The organism is Flavobacterium sp. UBA5153 (genome assembly GCA_002413745.1).
Classification (GTDB): domain Bacteria; phylum Bacteroidota; class Bacteroidia; order Flavobacteriales; family Flavobacteriaceae; genus Flavobacterium.
Window position 1 is genome coordinate 70,083 of the sequence record DHXP01000078.1, and the last position, 17,685, is coordinate 87,767.

12 protein-coding genes are annotated in these 17,685 nt (G+C 31.8%); all 12 read right to left on the reverse strand.

The window, feature by feature from the left end; genetic code table 11:
* Positions 1–12: 12 nt before the first annotated feature.
* Positions 13–1,641: a chaperonin GroEL gene (gene groL, locus B2145_RS16610; protein WP_291104799.1), complete on the reverse strand. Its 1,629-nt coding sequence runs from the start codon at positions 1,639–1,641 to the stop codon at positions 13–15.
* A 69-nt stretch (positions 1,642–1,710) separates the two neighbouring features.
* Entirely contained in the window at positions 1,711–1,986 is a 276-nt protein-coding gene (locus B2145_RS16615) for a co-chaperone GroES (RefSeq protein WP_291104801.1), read from the reverse strand.
* A gap of 134 nt (positions 1,987–2,120) precedes the next feature.
* Positions 2,121–2,456 carry a preprotein translocase subunit SecG gene (secG, locus tag B2145_RS16620; RefSeq protein WP_291104803.1) on the reverse strand — a complete coding sequence of 112 codons (336 nt, stop codon included), beginning with the start codon at positions 2,454–2,456 and terminating at the stop codon, positions 2,121–2,123.
* A gap of 3 nt (positions 2,457–2,459) precedes the next feature.
* Complete coding sequence (locus B2145_RS16625) at positions 2,460–3,311, reverse strand: tetratricopeptide repeat protein (protein WP_291104805.1); 852 nt, start codon at positions 3,309–3,311, stop codon at positions 2,460–2,462.
* 139 nt (positions 3,312–3,450) lie between these two features.
* Positions 3,451–3,954, reverse strand: coding sequence for an LptE family protein (locus tag B2145_RS16630; RefSeq protein ID WP_291104808.1), 504 nt, complete (start codon positions 3,952–3,954; stop codon positions 3,451–3,453).
* Between the two features lie 92 nt (positions 3,955–4,046).
* Complete coding sequence (locus tag B2145_RS16635) at positions 4,047–5,306, reverse strand: sigma-54 interaction domain-containing protein (protein WP_291104812.1); 1,260 nt, start codon at positions 5,304–5,306, stop codon at positions 4,047–4,049.
* An 85-nt stretch (positions 5,307–5,391) separates the two neighbouring features.
* A complete protein-coding gene (gene miaB, locus B2145_RS16640) occupies positions 5,392–6,837 on the reverse strand; it encodes a tRNA (N6-isopentenyl adenosine(37)-C2)-methylthiotransferase MiaB (RefSeq protein WP_291104814.1) in 1,446 nt (481 codons plus the stop codon).
* Positions 6,838–7,176: 339 nt separating this feature from the next.
* A complete protein-coding gene (locus B2145_RS16645) occupies positions 7,177–7,476 on the reverse strand; it encodes a hypothetical protein (RefSeq protein ID WP_291104817.1) in 300 nt (99 codons plus the stop codon).
* A 46-nt stretch (positions 7,477–7,522) separates the two neighbouring features.
* On the reverse strand, positions 7,523–9,445 hold the full coding sequence (locus B2145_RS16650) for an RNA-binding domain-containing protein (protein WP_291104819.1): 1,923 nt from the start codon (positions 9,443–9,445) through the stop codon (positions 7,523–7,525).
* 217 nt (positions 9,446–9,662) lie between these two features.
* Positions 9,663–11,603: a DUF1998 domain-containing protein gene (gene drmB, locus B2145_RS16655; RefSeq protein WP_291104822.1), complete on the reverse strand. Its 1,941-nt coding sequence runs from the start codon at positions 11,601–11,603 to the stop codon at positions 9,663–9,665.
* Positions 11,603–15,211 (reverse strand): helicase-related protein, encoded by a 3,609-nt coding sequence (locus tag B2145_RS16660; RefSeq protein ID WP_291104824.1) that lies wholly within the window; start codon positions 15,209–15,211, stop codon positions 11,603–11,605. Before B2145_RS16660 ends, drmB begins: the two co-directional genes overlap by 1 nt.
* On the reverse strand, positions 15,204–17,648 hold the full coding sequence (locus B2145_RS16665) for a hypothetical protein (protein WP_291104826.1): 2,445 nt from the start codon (positions 17,646–17,648) through the stop codon (positions 15,204–15,206). The genes B2145_RS16660 and B2145_RS16665 overlap by 8 nt, the downstream gene beginning before the upstream one ends.
* Between the last annotated feature and the right edge of the window lie 37 nt (positions 17,649–17,685).

Here is a 17,685-nt window from a genome sequence, read left to right on the forward strand (position 1 = left end):
TTTCGACAAGGTTTACATCATTCCAGGCATTCCGCCACCCATTGGCATTCCGCCACCGTGTTCTTCCTTGATTTCCACCAAAGCACATTCAGTAGTCAATATCATTCCGGCAACAGACGCCGCATTTTCTAATGCCACACGAGTTACTTTTTTAGGATCGATAATTCCGGCTTTTAGCATATCAACATATTCGTCAGTTTTAGCATTGTAGCCAAAATCACCTTTTCCTTCGGCAACTTTTGCCACGACAACAGAGCCTTCAAGACCAGCATTTTCGACAATCGTTCTCAATGGAGATTCAATGGCACGAGAGATAATTTGAATTCCTGTCGCTTCATCGGCATTGTCGGCTTTTAAAGAGGCAAGTGCATTTTTTGCTCTCAATAATGCAACACCACCACCGGCTACAATTCCTTCTTCGACAGCGGCACGAGTAGCATGAAGCGCATCGTCAACTCTGTCTTTTTTCTCTTTCATTTCTACTTCAGAAGCAGCGCCAACGTACAGAACGGCAACTCCACCAGCCAACTTAGCCAAACGTTCCTGCAATTTTTCTTTATCATAATCCGAAGTCGTTGCTTCCATTTGGCCTTTGATTTGGTTCACGCGATTTTTAATCTTATCGGCTTCCCCAGCACCACTTACGATGGTTGTGTTGTCTTTATCAATGGTTACTCTTTTTGCAGTTCCCAACATTTCTATGGTAGTGTTTTCTAAAGTATAACCTCTTTCTTCCGAGATTACGATTCCTCCAGTCAAAATGGCAATATCTTCCAACATTGCTTTTCTTCTGTCACCAAAACCGGGGGCTTTTACTGCGGCAATTTTCAAGGCGCCACGCAATTTATTTACCACCAATGTTGATAATGCTTCACCATCCACATCTTCGGCAATAATTAATAATGGTTTTCCGGATTGTGCCACTGGCTCTAAAACCGGAAGTAATTCTTTTAATGAAGATACTTTTTTGTCGTATAAAAGAATGTAAGGACTTTCTAGTTCCACTTCCATTTTTTCCGCATTGGTAACAAAATAAGGAGAGAGATATCCTCTGTCAAATTGCATTCCTTCCACAACATCTACATAAGTATCGGTTCCTTTGGCTTCTTCAACCGTGATTACACCTTCTTTTCCAACTTTCGCAAAGGCATTGGCAATCAATTCACCAATCACTTCGTCGTTGTTTGCAGAAATTGAGGCAATTTGTTTTATTTTATCTGAATCGCTTCCTACTACTTTTGCTTGTTTGGCCAAGTCGGCTACAATAGCTTCAACCGCTTTGTCAATTCCTCTTTTTAAATCCATCGGATTGGCACCGGCTGCAACGTTTTTCAAACCTTCTTTTACGATGGCTTGCGCCAAGACGGTTGCAGTTGTAGTTCCATCTCCTGCCAAATCATTGGTTTTAGAAGCAACTTCTTTTACCATTTGAGCCCCCATATTTTCTAAAGGGTCTTTCAATTCTATTTCTTTTGCAACGGTAACGCCATCTTTAGTAATGGTTGGTCCACCAAAAGATTTTCCAATAATCACGTTACGACCTTTTGGTCCAAGAGTTACTTTTACTGCATTTGCCAATGCATCAACACCGCGTTTTAATCCGTCACGTGCTTCAATATCAAATTTTATATCTTTTGCCATTTTTAAATTTTGTTTAAATTTTTGTTAATGAAGGGACAAGTCGCGACTTGTCCGTACTTTTGTTGTAATTTAGATGATTGCTAAAATATCATCCTCACGCATTATCAAATAATCTTTTCCTTCTAATTTCAATTCCGTGCCTGCATATTTTCCGTAAAGCACGCTATCGCCAATTTTCACAGTCATTTCGTGTTCTTTTGTGCCATTTCCAACAGCGACAACAGTTCCTTTCTGTGGTTTTTCTTTTGCGGTATCCGGAATAAAAATCCCTGAGGCGGTTTGGGTTTCAGCAGCAACGGGTTCGATAAGAACTCGGTCTGAAAGTGGTCTAATATTTAAAGCCATATCTATTGTGTTTTTTATGATTAATTTGATTAAATCTGATTTCAGAAATTATGCCAACTGATAAAGACTGACATTTTTTCTTAAAAAAAATGCCAGCATCGTCAGGCTGGCATTTTGTGTATTTTGTGTAAAAGCTATTTTACTGGATTTGTTCCGGCAGGCGTGTTTTGAACAGGTGCAGTTTTTACCGGAGCTGTGGTTTCTGTTTTATCTATAATTTTAGAATCGGTATCGCTTAACGAACCTCCAAAACTTAAACTGGAAAGCATTATTAATGCAATTAATATGGCAGCTAATGTCCAAGTACTTTTATCAAGAAAGTCTGATGTTTTTTGAACTCCACCCATTTGAGTAGACCCTCCAAATGAAGATGACAATCCACCACCTTTAGGGTTTTGAACCATTATTACTACAATCAGTAGAAAGCAAACTATTGTTATTAAAACTAAAAAAATTGAAAATGTGCTCATTGTTTAATTATTATTTTGTTGTAAAATCTTAATATCCGAGATATGGTCTGCAAAGAAACTACTTTTTTCTGGATATTTCAAAATTAATATTTCATAAGCTTGTATCGCTTTTTGATATTTTTTTTGTTCCAAATAAACTCTGGCCAACGTTTCGGTCATTAGATAGGAATTATCTTCTTTATTTGGTTCAAAATGAACTATTGAAGTAGTGACTTGTTTTACAGGGGAAATCTTTGGACTGGCTTCAATAAATTTATCAATCAATTCGGCCTTTTTCTTTTTTTCGTCATCCAATAAAGGCGTTTTAGAATTACCTATACTTTCTTTTTCTCTATCAATTGGTTGTGTTCTGGAGAGTTGGAGCCATTCTTGAAAGGAATGTTTTTCATTTACGGAAAAATCCAAAGGTTTTCCAATTTCCAGTTTTTCGACCGCTATTTTTATGTTCTCGTCAGCCTCTATTTGTGAAGCTTCTTTTATAGAGGTAAGAATTGATTGTTCCAAAGTGTTTATTTTTGGCTCAAGCCTTATTTCAGGCTTAATTATTTCGCTATCAATCACGCTAATGTCAAGAAGTTCAAGTATTTTTTTGTCATACAATCCTTTTTGGATGGCGACAAATGTATCTGAAGTTATGAAATCAAATAAAACTGTTCTGTCGCCGGTGTGTGCCGCAGTAACTTTTAGCGCAAAATTATACTTGAAACTATTTTGATTGTAGAGTCCTTTCAATCGTAATGCTCTCGCACTTTGAAAAAACGGGAATTCATCCAGCACTTTTTCCAATGCAATGGTTTGCTTTTCATTGATGGCATCTGGTCTATTAATCAAATAAGTATAATCGGTTACGTTCATTTTCAGATTTCAGATTTCAGATTTCAGATTTTAGACCCGAAAGGTTTCGGAATCAGATTTCAGAAAAAATCAATCCATTCATAAAGTTATTAAAAATGGCTAAATGTTTCTATATTCAGGATTTTAACTACAAACTAATTTACCATTTTGCGAGTGATTCATTGAATACATCTTGTGTTATTCTTTCGAAAATCACTTTTATGGCACTATTCAAAGTATACCCAGTGAGTTGTTGTGTAGCCGGATAATCATAATAAAAATCAAATGTTTTTTCGAAATTATCGGTTTCTTTATTTTTATTGGTAAACCTGACATTTACTCTAATTGTCAATCTATTTTGAGAAGCTTGCTGATTGGCTGTTGCGGTCATCGGGCTTATTCTGTAATCTACAATCTCTCCTTCGTAAGTTAAATCGGCTCCACTTTTCACTAAATTCAAGTTGGTTTGATTCTGGAGAATATCCTGCAAAGCTAAAGTAAATGTTCTGTCGATTCCAGGCTCGATCAACTCGGCATTGTTTTGGAAAAAGTTTACCTGAAAGGTTTTAGCGTCAATTTTTCCGGTTCCTGTAAAGTTGTAAACAGAGCAGCTACTAAATGCGAAAAATAGTGCAATGACAGATATGTAATGTAAGTGTTTCATTTTGGATTTAAAAAAGTGTTTCGCCAGTTCGCTGGCGCTCGGGTCAAAGATATTCATTTTAATGATTGATTTACAAAACAAATAATTTGTGTTTATAGATCGAATTGTTTTATTTTTCTATACAATGTTCTTTCGGAAATCCCCAATTCATCGGCTGCAGCTTTTCGTTTCCCTCTGTTTTTTTCCAAGGATTTTTTTATCATCTCAATCTCTCGCTGCTCCAGTTTCAAAATTTCTTCTTCCTCCTCGATGGTTTCTGCAAATTGGTAATTATCATCTTGTTCCTGATAATTATTCTCATTATTTTGAGCTGTAATGATACCGGTTCTTGGTTCTTCCTCAAAATCTATTTCGCTATCGTCTTCTTTAGAACCATATATTTTTTTGATCAGATTCGAATTTGTCTCTTGTACTTTCGTGCCTCCGCTTTGCATCAATTCCAAGGTTAGTTTTTTCAAATCGTGTAAATCACTTTTCATGTCAAAAAGCACTTTATACAAAATTTCTCTTTCGGTGTTAAACTCACTATCGTTTTTCTTGTTTTTAATCACCGACGGCAAATTGCTTCCTTCCGATGGTAAATAGGATTGCAAGGTGGCTGCCGAAATGTCGCGATTGGTTTCCAAAACCGAAATTTGTTCGGCTACATTTCGCAATTGCCGAATATTCCCGCTCCAGCGAAATTTTTGCAATAGTTGAACAGCATTGTCGTCCAGTTTAATTGGGGGCATTTTATATTTATGGGCAAAATCAGCCGCAAATTTCCTGAACAATAAATGAATATCGTCCTTTCTGTCTCGCAACGGAGGCAAAGGAATGTCCACCGTACTCAATCGATAATACAAATCTTCCCGGAATTTCCCTTTTTCAATCGCATTGAACAAATTGACATTGGTAGCGGCAACAATTCGCACATCTGTTTTTTGTACTTGTGATGAACCTACTTTTATAAATTCGCCATTTTCCAGCACACGAAGCAATCTTACTTGAGTTGTCAAGGGTAATTCGCCCACTTCATCCAAGAAAATGGTTCCGCCGTTGGCTACTTCGAAATAGCCTTCACGAGTTCCGGTTGCTCCTGTAAAAGAGCCTTTTTCGTGGCCAAAAAGCTCGCTATCAATCGTTCCTTCCGGAATTGCTCCACAGTTTACGGCGATGTACTTTCCGTGTTTTCTGTGCGAAAGCGAATGAATAATTTTTGGAATGCTTTCTTTTCCAACGCCACTTTCACCCACAACCAATACCGAAATATCAGTTGGCGCCACCTGAATAGCTTTTTCTATCGCACGATTGAGTTTCGGGTCATTCCCGATAATCTCAAATCGTTGTTTTATTGCTTGAACTGTATCCATTATTTTTTTGTTTAAAGTTTTCTTTGTTTAAAGTTTAAAGTTCTCTCGATAACGTGAAACTTTAAACCTTAAACTTTAAACTTTTTTAATTCATCTCACTCAAACCAACCGCTTCCCCAATTAAGGTTCCACTAGTGCAACTCGTGATTTTTACATTCACAAAATTCCCAATTTTATAATCCTCTTTGGGGAAAACCACCACAATACTTTGGGAATTTCTACCGGACCAATCATTTTCTGATTTTTTTGAAGCTTTTTCCACCAAAACTTCTACGGTTTGACCCACGAATTCCTGAGTTCTTATCGCACTGTGTTTCCTTTGAGTATCCACAATTTCTTGTAATCTTCGCAATTTTGTTGTTTCCGGAACATCGTCTTCCATTTTGCGTTCGGCTAATGTTCCCGGACGTTCAGAATAGGAATACATATAGCCAAAACTGTATTTCACATATTCCATCAAACTCAAAGTGTCTTGATGATCTTCTTCGGTTTCGGTAGGGAAACCTGAAATCAGGTCTTGGGTAACGGAACAATCCGGAATGATAGATCTGATTTTATCAATCAAGGTCATGTATTCTTCCCGAGTGTGCAAACGGTTCATTTCTTTTAGGATTCTGTTGCTTCCTGATTGAACCGGTAAGTGAATGTGTTTGCAAATATTATCGTGTTTCGCAATGACGTGTAACACACTTTCGTGCATGTCCTGCGGATTGGAAGTTGAAAAGCGAATGCGCATTTTCGGGAAACCAACTGCCACCATTTCGAGTAATTGGTCAAAATCAACCGCCGTTACTTTTTGCATCTCGGAAGCGTTGACAAAATCTTTTTTCAGTCCGCCGCCATACCATAAATAACTATCGACATTCTGTCCCAAAAGCGTAATTTCCTTAAAATCGTTGTCCCACAAATCCTGAATTTCCTTCATAATGCTTTGCGGTTCCCTACTGCGTTCGCGACCTCTGGTAAAAGGCACCACGCAAAACGTGCACATATTGTCACAACCACGCGTGATGGAAACAAATGCCGAAACGCCATTAGAATTCAATCGAACGGGGGATATGTCGCCATAGGTTTCATCTTTTGACAAAATCACGTTGATGGCATCGCGACCTTCTTCGACTTCCGCCAATAAATTAGGTAAATCTTTGTAAGCATCAGGACCCACAACGAGGTCAACAATTTTTTCTTCTTCCAGAAACTGACTTTTCAAACGTTCTGCCATGCAGCCCAAAACCCCAACTTTCATCTTCGGATTGGTACGTTTCACGGCATTGTATTTCTCTAAACGTTTACGGATTGTTTGTTCTGCTTTGTCCCGAATCGAACAGGTATTTACCAAAACCAAATCCGCTTCTTCAAGGATTTGTGTGGTATTATATCCGTTTGAAGATAGGATGGAAGCCACGATTTCGCTATCCGAAAAATTCATCGCACAGCCGTAACTTTCTATAAAGAGTTTCTTGGTATTCTCAGGTTTATAATCTAAAACTAGGCTTTCGCCTTGCTTGCTTTCTTCAATAATCTTTTCCATAGTCACTTTCAAAAGTGTGTTTTAATAAGAATGCAAAGTTACAATTATTTGAATGAATATGACAAGATGTCAGCCGAAGAATTAACAGTATTTTAAGGCGTTGTAAATTTCGAAAAGTGTCATTACAAAATATGACTTTTTTGCCGTGGCGGAAGCAATCTCCTGCTTTAATATTTGCGTGAAAATGGTATTGATTTGGATTTTTATCAAAACAATGTTATTATTGGTTTTGATTTTTATCGAAACAAATGTATTTAGGAAAAATTAGACTTTGGAATACTTGGATTAAAGACGGTTTTTGTACAGATGAATGAGCTGATGAGTATTTTCTTTTTCGTATTATTTTTCATCTAAAGGTTCTTCGTCCCACAATTCACGATAGATGTTCACATATTCGTAGGTTGCAATTGGATTGATTTCATAGTAATACCTACATAATCTTTTAAAAAGCAACAACATTTTATCATCATAGCAATAATCTAATAAAGCATCTATTACACGTTCAATTTCTTTTTCGTCTTTAATCATATTGCGATATATTCTATCAACTTGTACTTCGTAAATTAGGAAGGCTTCCTCCGTGTTTTTCTGTATACTTTCTGCTAATTCTTTGAAACCATTAATATCATCTTCTATCATTGAAATAACTATTTGGGTTACTTTCTACTTTTAAAAATCTATACTTTTATTCGACCGCTTTATACGCTTGATGTGGATGATTTATAATTGTTGGATATAATCTTTCTAATCTGCCACTTTTAATAAGTGAAGGTATTATGTTGTTTTTAAGATATTTAGGTGTTTTGCCTATAAGTTTCCCTATATCGTCTAATGTTTTGAATTCTGAATTACATACTCCAAGAATAATGACTTCTAAATCTTCTTTTTTCATTCTTGACTTTGGCACATCTTCTGTAGAACTATCCATCTTATCATTTGAGGTGTCCATCTTATTGTTCGAGGTGTCCACATTAGATAATGAAGTGTCCCTATTAGTAGGCAACAGATTGTCAAGTAATTCAACCCCTGAAGTGTCCACATTAATCTGCAAGCTGTCCACATAAGTAGAAAGAAATAGCGTATTTAAGTGGTAAGTAGTCCATCTTCCTTTGCTGTCTGATAACAAATACCCTTGTTTGCATAAATCTTGTAATATTTTGGTAATATCAGTTCGGTGTTGGTCAATCATATATTGCAGCCGACTATTTGAAACTTCGCCTTCAATATGACAAGTTGCTAGAATTGTAAGTTCGTCTTTTCCTAAAACATCTATATTGTGACCAAATAATTTTCTTAATTCGTGTAATGTTTCCTCCGGAATAATACTAAACATTGGTAATTCTAACACTAATCTATCAGGTTGTGTATCTACTTTCAAATAAGGACTTCTCCAATGTGCATATTCCCAACCCGACATAATTTTGTTTACTCCACTACCTGCTTTTTCTGCACTACCCATCATTAAAAACATTTTCTGAAGATTTGGGTTTCTGCATTCACTAATGCCACCTTGATAATATTGGTGTATTGAAACCAATAAAGTACCAGGATTGGAGAAAATAAAGCTATCCATCCTGTGTTCAATAATAATACTTCCAGAAGCCGAGTAATCTGTATGAATTAAAGCATTTACAAAAGCTTCTCGAATGGCAGTATGTGCAGGAGTTTCATCTTGTCGTACACCATCTTTGAGCTGAAAAGGTTTTGGTAAACTTGACGATAATCTGGGCCATATTTTTAAATAAAACTGAAACAAATTAGCATCCCAAGTGCCGTCTGGATAAATTCGATCCGTCCATCGTATCGATAGATCATTTGAAAGAATTTCTCTAAAATCAGGAAAGAAATTAGGAACACATTCTTGGTCAGTTATGCTACTTTCCTTTCCAAACATTAGCATTCCAGCCACTGTAAATCCTTCTTTTTTGGTTACACGATCCTTTCTATAACCTCCAAGTTTTTCAAGCAATTCAATATCATCAAGAGCCAACCAAGGATGCGATGGTTTTGCCCCTGCAAATAATTGCCTGTATTTTTTTAGACTATTAGCATCTAAATCGTCCTGTGTGAATCCTTCTAAAATTCGGCTGTCGTGATGTAAAGTAGTATCAGCATCGGCAAGCATTCTTCTCACTTCTTCGTCCTTGCATTTATAATCTCCCTCGTGGTTTCTTTTGTACGTATTTTGAAATGGATTTCTAGTAAGATGTACCGGTTTATCTGTTCGTTTAGCGACTGGTATTTTGAAACCCAAAACTGTTTTTCCTAAAACAGCAATTTCTTTTACATCCTCATTTGTCAGTAGGTTTCTATTTGTAGTGTTTAGATTGTTTATACTGTCCCAAAATATTTTTTGAAGTTGGTTTATTTTATCGGGTTCAAGACCGTCAATTTTAAGCATTCCTTTTTTCTCAGAAACACCTAATATAATATAGCCTCCATTAGTATTTGCAAAAGCAGCATAGGTTTTCCAAAAATCATTTGGGAAACCTCCTTGTGCTGATTTATATTCCAATTCTGCAAATTCATTATTAGCAAAAGTTTCTGTTATTGACTGGAATAAAGGCCACTCAACGGCATCGAATAAATCATATTGTTTGTTTTCCATTTTTATTTTATTCAATTGTATTATTATCAAATATAAAACTCTTTTTGGCTTCAATAGTTGTGCATTGGTCTGTGATGTTTAAATGCTCCAATATGTCTTTGATAGGGTCCATAGAATGCTTTTACTATATTGATTGTGCAAAATTAAGCATATTCTTATTTTTTTGAATTTAATATTTTAGGAATTATTTGAAGCAAAAAAATTAAAAATATTAACTTTATGAATACAAATCTTTAAAATACCCATACTCCTTATCTATTAAAATTCTTCTATCAAGATAGCAATTAAACATTTCACAAGAAGTTTCAGGTAATAAAGAACAACTGAAACAAGCTGATAAATTTAAGTTACCGACACCTTGTCCGCCTGTATGATAACAAATTGGATCCGTCGCACAATCTTTAGCTCTCATCATTGCTGACAAAATTAATTTTCCTATTTTATCATTATCACAAATAGATGTTAATCCACCATAACTTCCTTCTGAACCTGCAATTGTATATATTAAAACACCATTCATTTCTGTTTTTGGATTATCATCAATATACAATCGTTCTTGGATAGATGTTGATGGATATCCGCATAAATACTCTAATTCTTTAATTATAAGGTGAGAGAATGTATGAATCAATATGAATTTTGGTGTTAATGCTAAATCTTTGTTTAATGAAGAGTCAGAATTATTGTGATTATCAATTATTATTTGAATTCTTTTTTGAATTTCTGGATAAGTATTTATCCATTCATTTAATTTATCATTGTCAAAATCAAAGAAAATGCCCTCTCCAAAACTTTCGATTGCTGGCAAATATTTTGCATTTATACCTTCTTTTGAAGTAAACTTCTTTTGAATTTTATCTATATCATTATTACTATCGTCATCATCCTTTAAAAACAAATCCGTTGAAATTGGTTCTTGTCTTGTATAAGAAGTTTGAACTGAAGTAATTTTGATTTTATCCATTTTGTAAATGGATTTTATTAAATCATCGGAAAATAATTTGTTTTTTATTTTTTCGAAAATTAATAAATTTTCTAATTTTTCTTCTTCTTTACTTGTTATGAATTTATACTCATCAAAGCGATATTCATTTTCTGTTTTAGAGATTTCTGCTTCTCTTTCACTAAAATTATTATCAATTAATTTTTGTATTACAAATTTATCAATATTCAATTTATTTGTGGTTGGAAGGATTGCTGCAATAACATCAGAATTCATCTCTTTTTCAGATAAGTCTTTAATAATTCCAATTGAATATTTATTTAGCTCATCATTGGCTGGTAAATAAATACTAGATAAGATATTAGCATAATAAACACTATTACTTGTTCTGATTACAGGTTTAAACAATATTCCTTTCTCATTTGTATTTGGAATTAGTTCTTCGATTTTGATTCTTAAATTAAATAAACCAGAAAGAGTTGAAAAATTAATCTGCTCTCCACTTTTATTCTTTGCAATAATCCAAATACCTTTTAAGTCATCTAATTTATCTGATGTTTTAAATTCTAATTCTAAATCATCTGGAACATTGATATTGGCAAGCGTAATAATATTTTCTTCACTATTTATTTCTGAATTTTCTTTAGCATCTTCTTTTTTCTTTTTTGTCTTTTTAAGTAAAGCCCATTTGTCCCAAGGAATGTCTGCAATTTCTCCATTGCTAGAAGTTAAAACAAATCGTATCTGTTCTAAATCAAAAAACTTTCTCCTGTTATTCCTATTTCTAACATAGCATTTAAAACATTTTGGAGGGTAAAACTTTCCTTGATCATTAGTGTCAACACTATTCTCCCAATTATATTTCCAATTTGAGAACTTATCAAACTTATGACAAGTATTACAATAAAACCATTCTGGAAAATACTTTGCGGACAATAAAGCAAAAGAATTTTCAGGTCTGTAACCTTGTTTTAAATCGTTTACTGGTATTTTTACAAGATGCTCTAATTGTTGAAAATATTTACTTATTCTATTTTTGAATCTCTTATCACTTATTAAGTTATAATCTTCAAACTGACCATTTATACTTTCAAAAAATGGCCATTCATTATATAGATTTATAAATATAGAGCCGTCTCTTGTTTCTATAATTGAACCAACACCTCCATTAGTACTTATAGATTTTCTTGTTTGTATTTGCTCGAATTGTCCCATTATTTATTGATTATTTTAATAATGCTATTAGTATCTATTTCCCTCATTGACATCATTAAACTCCACTCGTCTAAATCAGATATTTTTTTTATTAGTGTTCTATAAGTTAAATTTTCAACTTTATCCTGCCACTTTTTAGTTAAATCTTCCACTTTCTCAATCGCATATTCCAATTGTTTTTTATTTAAAATTCGGATGTTCAAGAAAGTTTTCAAATCATCAATATCTCCATCAAAATCTTTGGCTTGATTGTCTTTATATAAACCTTGCTTGTGTCGTACAAAGCAAACTAATAAACTAGCTAAAACTTTATCTAATGCGATTTCTGTAAATGGTGTAACACTCAACGGCTCAACAAATTTGTAATACGCATTATGAAACGGAACATAATTTTCAAAATAAGATTTATCCCTTGAGCGGTTTGCATCCAACAGATTAATTACTATTCCTTTTTCTTTTCTTCCAACTCGACTTGATGCCTGAATGTATTCCGCAACATTTTTTGATTGTCCATTCATGAGCATCACATTTAGTCTCTCAATATCAATTCCAACTGAAAACATATTTGAAGCCAAGACTAAATCAACTGTATTTTGAACAAAACTTCTACCATCATTAACGATTAAATTAAAAGGTTGCTCTAATTCATTTAACAGTTTTTTAATTGAATTACTTTCAATTCTACTAGTTAATTCTTTAGTTCTACTTGATAAACCAATCGTGTTAAAATTATAATGTGATTTACTTAAACTATATCGGTTGTGAAGCAGTTTAATAAAATCTAAAATTTCTGAAGGAACTTTATTATAAATTTTCCCAACATCTCTTAAGCTATTATAAAAAGAAACTATTGTCCAAAAATTATTAATTTCAAGAATTGCTTCCTCTTGTGTTAAATTTGCTTTTTCTTTATAATATTTAAAAAGTTCAATTCTTGCCAAAAGTAAATTTCCTAAAATTCTAATTTGAGAATTTAAAGCTGTTTTCCCAGTGGGCATAAAACCAATGTGCTTTCTTTTACTGTCTTTTGAAACATACGAAAAGAAATTATCATCGTAAGACGCTCCAACTGGTGGGAAAATATTTAATTTTCGATTACCATAAAGCATTGCTACTTGATTTTCTGTATTTCTAGTTGTAGCAGTCGATGCAATTATTTTTGGTTTTCTTTTTCCTTTTGTAGCTAACATTTCAACAAGCGATTCATAAAGACCTGTTATGGAACCTAGCGGTCCACTTAATAAGTGTAATTCATCTTGAATAATTAAATCTGGTGGAAATTTATTTGGATCTAATGAATTGAAAAGTTTATGCCCTTCTTCCTTGTGCGAAAGCATTGCAAATTTATCAACTGTTGCAAATAATAATGTTGGTGGATTGTTGTAGATTTTGTGATCTACAAAATATATTGGTAATTCATCACTAAATGCACAAGCTATATTTAAACATTTAGTTGAAAAACTATTTTTATCTGCTTTATATCCTTGAACATAAAATCCTTGTTGGTTTTGAGATATTAAATTACAACCACACCAAGAACAATTTGTTATTGGAAATGTGTTATACTTTTTATAATCACCCGTTTTTTTCTGATTGAACTTTACTAATTCCTCGTTAACTTTTTTATAAATTCTGTTTGCATCTTCGTATGAATTAGGTGTTGTGGAAGCTCCAACCCACATGCCAATTGAAATTAGAGAATTGCCGAAAAAATTATCATTTTGTTCTTTAAATTGTTTTCTTAAAAAGTCTAAAGAGAGAATCAATTTAGTAGCCCTTTCAAATTGTTGAGCTGTTAATAATCGAAGTGTGTAACGCATAATTACAGAAACACCATCTGAATTTTCTTTATGCAACATTCTTCTACTTATGATTGTAAAAGCAGTTAATGCCAAATATGCTTCTGTTTTACCACCACCAGTTGGAAACCAAAGTAAATCAACTATGTTATTTCTATCTTCTGAATCTTCATTAATAATTGATTCTAAATTTAATAGAAAAAAAGCTAATTGAAAAGGTCTATATTGAGGTTTAAAAGAAGTATTATTCTTAAAAAAATCTAAATTATTATAATCGATTTCTGGATTTATTTCACTTAATTCAATACCTTTTTTTCCAAATACATCTTTCCTTGAAATGAGCATTTGAATATACATTGCAGTATTCGAAAGTAGAAAAGATTTGTATGCAATTTCATTTGAATTTAAGAAATCAATATTTTTAATTAATCTCTCATAAGTATTTTTTTGTTTGGAGATTATCGTTTCAAAAGAATGCAAATAATTTGGTTCTACTTCTGTTTTACTTTGTTTTTCAATGAATTTTTGATATTCACTAGCAAAAAGTTTCAGATTATCAATTATGGTTTCTTTTTTTAAATCTGTCCAAATTGATAGTTTTTTAAGTTCTGTTATGTCTTTTAATTTTTCAGGAAAATCATCTTTAAATTCATTACTGTAATTTTTTATATCTACTTCGGGTAAAAAAGTTGTTTTTAATTCCGTGGGTTTATAATTATCATTCCACATAACTGCACAACCGTGACCAATTCCGTAAGATTTTTCATTTCTATATTGGAAGTTTATTGTATTTAGTTCTTCGTCAAAAGGATTTGTTTCAGAAAGCTGCTTGTAAGGTAAAAATGTTGTTCCTCTAACCAAAATTTCAGTTTGAAATAATGCCTTATGGTTTAACAATTCGTTACCAAAAGAGAATTTTTTCTTTGGATGCGATTCTCTATTTGCCATAAGAATTTTGACAAATTTACCATAATTCGTTTCGTATATTTTTTTATAGTAACAGGTTAAAATTTTCTTATTATTAGAATTTTCAATTAATGAAAACTCTTTGGCTTCATCTTCATTGTTTTGATTAAGATTTAAAGTAATTAACAAAGGTTCTTGTTTTACTCGTTCCCAAAGCCTTCCAAGTAATAACTCAACTTTTCTATACACAACTGTATTTATGAGTTCTGCTTGTTGTTCTTTTTGCTTGAATTTTTCTTTCAAAGTATAAACGCTTAAACCACTGCTTGAAAATGCTTCTTTATTTAATGACATAAATCCATTATCATAAACTAAGACATTTCCTAATGGATATAATGGATGATTTATAAAATCCTTAAATACCTTCTCCTCAATTATAATTTTAGCATCAACTGGCTTGATTTGTTTGTATTTAGCAAATGAAAAAGTGATGTCTATTTTTTCGGTTTCTTTTGAAACACAAAAAGTTAAACCAAAATTTGAAGGAAAATATTGATTAGCTTCGGAATATTCATTGTCGTTTTCTTCCTTTAATTTTTTATCAAATTTTTCTTCTACTTCCTCGCTTTCAATTGTATTATCGGTCTCAAATTCTTTTTGGTCATCTTCTCCATCTTCAGTTTCTGCATTGGTATTTACTTCAATATTTAATCCAATACTGTCTTTTTTTATATCAATTTCTCTTTCCGGAAATAGTATTCCAGAAAAATATCTACTTAAAGGATAATCTGAAATTATCTCCTCTTCATTATTACTTGAGAAAACATCAGAACCTGGACCTATCAGATTTTTTTGAATTGTATCTCTAAATATTAATCTTGGTTGTTCTATATAATTATTCATCCTCTAGTAAAGTTTTCTTTTTTATAGTTTTTTCTTGGATAGTTTCAATTAACTTATTTAAAATCTCCATTGGTATTTTCTTTAACGATTCACTAATTTCAGTTTCATTAGAAGCAACAAAATCAATTAAATCACTCCCCAAAACTCTTCCAACTTGTTGCCTAATTGAATGGTCTTTTTTTGAATAAATCTTGAATTTTTCAAATTCATTAACAATTAACTCTTCTTTAAAATTATTGGTAATACAAAAATCTTTAATGATTTCTAATGTTTTAATTCTTGGAAAGCGAGTACTAGAATTTTCCTCAAAGTAATGTTTAAATGTATTTAGGTTTATTTTATAATTTTGATTATACAACCTACTATATAGGTTTTCAATACCATTAAATTTAGTTGAAAGTTTTTTTAATGTTTCTTTCCAACTTTCGGAATAACTATCAAACGACTCTAATTGTTTGTCAATATCAAATATTTTTAGAGTTTTTTTAAAATCATTGGGGTTATTATTTTGATAAAACCTTATTGTGGCACCTTCGAAAATTTCTCCAATATTAGTTTTTATTAGTTGTTCTTTATCAATTAGAAATACACCTTTTGAAGAATCAAACTTATCTGAAGTTCCGTCAGTAAATTCAATTTCATAATTTACTTTTTCCTTTGGAACATCTATACTTTCGTATGGATCATTTTTAAAATTCTCGTTCTCAAAATCAAATTTAAAAAGGTCATCTAAATTTCTTTGCAATACTTGTTCAATAAACGAAAACTCTGTTTTTACAAATTGATTTCTGTCTCTATGAATAAGTCTGTCTTTTTCAGTCCGATAATAATTTCCTAATAAATTATCAAATGAAATTTCATCAATTTCCTTGTAGCATAAAACTTCACAATTTCCTTTCAATAAATTGATTTTATCTAGTAATTCAGTGTTGTTTAGATATGGGATTATGTAAGTTTGATTTTCAGTGTTTTTAATGTCATTAATCCATTTATCTAAATATTGTTTCTCGCAATCAATCCTTTTGTCACTTATCAATCTAATATTACTTATTCTTTCATTTTTGATTTGGTTTTCAACTGCGTCAAAATTTTTCTTTTCTACAATCAAATATAAATTATTAACTTCCTTTGCTTTATTTTTGATGTAATTCCATTTTAAATTTTGGTTTTCTAAAATATCAGAAATACATTTGAACTTATTGAGTATTTTTTCTGTATGATTTTTTATGGTTTCTTTATTATAAATATCTTGTCCAAAAAAGTTCTTACTCATTTCTTCTTCGAACTTATCACTTTTAAAATACTGGTATAGTCTATCTGAATATTCTCGATAGATTCCTTTTGATAAGTTAGTATTTACTAGAATTATTCTGAAATAAAAGTTAGCGTAAATTAATAAATGCGAAAGATTTACATTTGTCACTTTTTTTATGTTTTCAATTTCATCTTTTAATCTTCCTAATTCTAGTATTAAATAATCATTCTCTAAAACTACTTTTTGAGGAGTTTTAGGAATTTCACTATTAGCAATTTTTATTTCATCTTTTGACCAGAGCCATTCTGTAAAAATATGTCCCGTAATTGGTTTTTCTGTTCCTATCAAAATAATGTTTTTTACTTTACCGAGCCACTTTGCCTCTTGCAAAATATCTGAAAAACATTCTCTATATTTAGAATCGCCAATTACAATTATTTCATCAAAAGTTTGGTTTTCATCTAACAAATAATCTTTAGCAGTTTTAAAGTCATTACAACTCTCAATTAGATAATTAAAAAATGGCAAATCATTACTTATTTTGCCGTTTTTATTGGTGTAATTAATTGGCAAAAATTTACTTTCTTTGAAAAACCTTTTATCAGCTATAACTAATGATTTACTTTTAAAGTCTGTTATAAAAGGAAAATCCGAAGTGAAATTTGAAAGCAAAAAATCGTTATAAACAGTTATATTTTTTGCGGTGTTTTTGTTGTCAACAAGATTTGGGTTTAATTTTGTAAAATTCCTTCCTTTCAAATCAAAGTTCTGAAAATGCTCATTTTTTTTAGGGAATTTTAAATTTATTTTTATGTTGTCATTATAAACACTTTTTATTTCACAAACTCTAAATTGATTTTGATATTTGGTATAAATCAAGTCTTTTAAATCTAAAGCTGGTTTTGTTTTACTAAAATTGAAAAAATTCTGATATAATTTTATTAATACTAATGAATGAAAAATGGAAGCGAAAAAGTTAGGACGATAATCATCTTCAGGAATACTTATAAAACAATCTTTATCATTTTCATTTAAGACTATCTTATTGATTAAATGAAAATTAACAAAATCAAAAGTTTTGAATGATTTAAACTGTTCTTGTTCAGTGTTAAATTCTTTCTGAATCTCTTTTTTGATTTCGCTATCTAATAAGGAGACATAATTTTTGATATTTTTTTTCATTTAATTTCCCAATTTCATTATTGTAAATTCATTATTG